Raw genomic sequence first — 380 nt, 5'->3', positions numbered from 1 at the left:
GGGCTGATCACGATTGACGAGTATCGGAAGGTCGCCCAGCTCGACCCGTTCGACGTTCCGCACTCCCGCGCACTGTGGATCAGCCCGCAGAAGGCTCCCGTCCCCGCGAATCCCCAGGATGCTGCCGCCCTCGGTGTAGGCGGCGACCCCGCGGCTGGCCTTGGCCCGGGCGGTGGCGCACCCCTTCCTCAGGGACTGGAGGGACCGAATGGGGGAAGTGCCGCGACAGCGGTCGCCGAAGCCCGCGCGGACGCCCCTGAGGACGCGGCGGCCGCCGTCGCGGCCGCCCGCACCCTGATACCGGAGGCCCCGGAAGGGGAAGAAGGAGCGGCCGCAGCGGTGGCGCAGGCCCGCGTGGAGAGCACCCTGTCCGAGTCCGG

General features: G+C 73.4%; 1 pseudogene. It reads left to right on the top strand.

The annotated features are described in order from the left end of the window. A pseudogene (locus tag G3I71_RS50055) lies at positions 1–380 on the top strand (hypothetical protein); the annotation flags it as partial.

The organism is Streptomyces sp. SID12501, assembly GCF_010550245.1.
Lineage (GTDB): Bacteria > Actinomycetota > Actinomycetes > Streptomycetales > Streptomycetaceae > Streptomyces.
Note: the sequence above shows the minus strand (reverse complement) of the source record. Positions and strands in the feature narration are given on the sequence as shown.